At 50.8% G+C, this 1,259-nt stretch carries 3 protein-coding genes; 1 reads left to right on the top strand and 2 read right to left on the bottom strand.

Annotated features, from left to right (window positions below; all coding sequences use genetic code 11):
* Positions 1-180 (top strand): hypothetical protein (locus tag E1297_RS49595; RefSeq protein WP_209015580.1); only part of this gene is annotated, 180 nt, incomplete at its 5' end.
* Here E1297_RS49595 and E1297_RS01710 read toward each other — a convergent pair.
* Positions 177-512, bottom strand: a complete 336-nt coding sequence (locus E1297_RS01710; protein ID WP_155133098.1) for a calcium-binding protein — start codon at positions 510-512, stop codon at positions 177-179. The two genes, E1297_RS49595 and E1297_RS01710, sit on opposite strands and share 4 nt — an antisense overlap.
* Positions 513-579: 67 nt before the next feature.
* Positions 580-1,259 (bottom strand): hypothetical protein (locus tag E1297_RS48960; protein ID WP_196223126.1); only part of this gene is annotated, 680 nt, incomplete at its 5' end.

Genomic DNA, 1,259 nt, shown 5'->3' with positions numbered 1-1,259 from the left:
TTGGTTGATAAACGCCGCGTTGTCTGGCGGGAACCTAACGCTACGCCTTCCAATAGGTTTACGCATCAATTCATGCTTTCTAAAGCTGCTGCGCACCAAATTTTGATGGCTCAAGCGCAAATGTTCTATGTTTGTTCGATTTCGTGGCCATTTTCGCAGCGACGCTCACACTGGGCCTAGACGGTCCCGTCGGCAAACTCGAACCGTTCGATGTCATTGCCTTCGTTCGACACATGGAGCTTGCCCGATACTCCATCCTTGTCCCAGGTCATCCGCAAGCTGCGACCATAAATATCCTGAGTTTCAGTATAGTCGACCGCCAGGTCCGAAAGGGTTAGATCCTCGAAGCGTATCGTGTCCGTCCCGGCACCCGCTCCTTCGTGAATGAGAGCTGATCCGCTATCCCGGCCAATGATATAAACATCATCGCCGGTCTCTCCGCGTGCATGTTGCCAGCCGCCCTGGCTCCCGCCTATGTCCAGCGTATCATTTCCTGATCCGGCATGGATCAAATCATCAAGTCCCGTTCCGACAATCAGGTCATTTCCTGAGCCGCCTGTTAATTGAAGGCGGCCGTCTTCAAGCCAACTGATGCTGGTGAGCGATGTGCCATCGGCAAAGCCGCGCAGAAGGCGCTTGGTTGGGATGCGTCAGCCCGGGTGAATGGGTAGATGTCGCGCGTGGATCGAAATTTGTTGCTTGGTCGCGAAAATCGAGACCACTTACGCCGTCAGGATCACTAGGAGGTTCGGAGCCATCATTGGAGTTGGAAGGATTTTGCGCTTCTGGCGAAGATTTCTTTTCATCATTAGATGAAATAGCGTCATTTTCTCTAAGAAAATTACCTACGATCTTCAGGTCACCGACTGGAGTCTTGATTTCAAATATAGATTTTAACCCGTATTCTGCACCCCGCCCATTTGTGAATGCGCCAAGTTCTGTAGTTGTCTTCACACCTATACTTGCCACCCCAGCTTTAAGCTGGGCGGATGTCTCCGTTTTTATGGAGGTGCTTTGATCTAATTCTTTGGTCTCTGTATCTATGCTAGCTTCGTTGGAAATTCCGCCCGCATCAACAGACCCTTTAAAGCCCGCGATGTGCTCTGCTGGATTATACGAAACTTCGCCAGATGCACCCCAACCAGCAAATTTTGCACTTCCGCCAATTTTTACGTCGACATCAGGCAGTTTACCCGCTCCGATGTCGTCGGATGCCTTTTTCCAAGTCGGGGGATCATAAGATACCGACAAACTGGATT

The organism is Roseibium sp. RKSG952 (genome assembly GCF_009711355.1).
The sequence above is the reverse complement of the archived record's forward strand: the minus strand, read 5'-3'. Positions and strand labels throughout refer to the sequence as shown.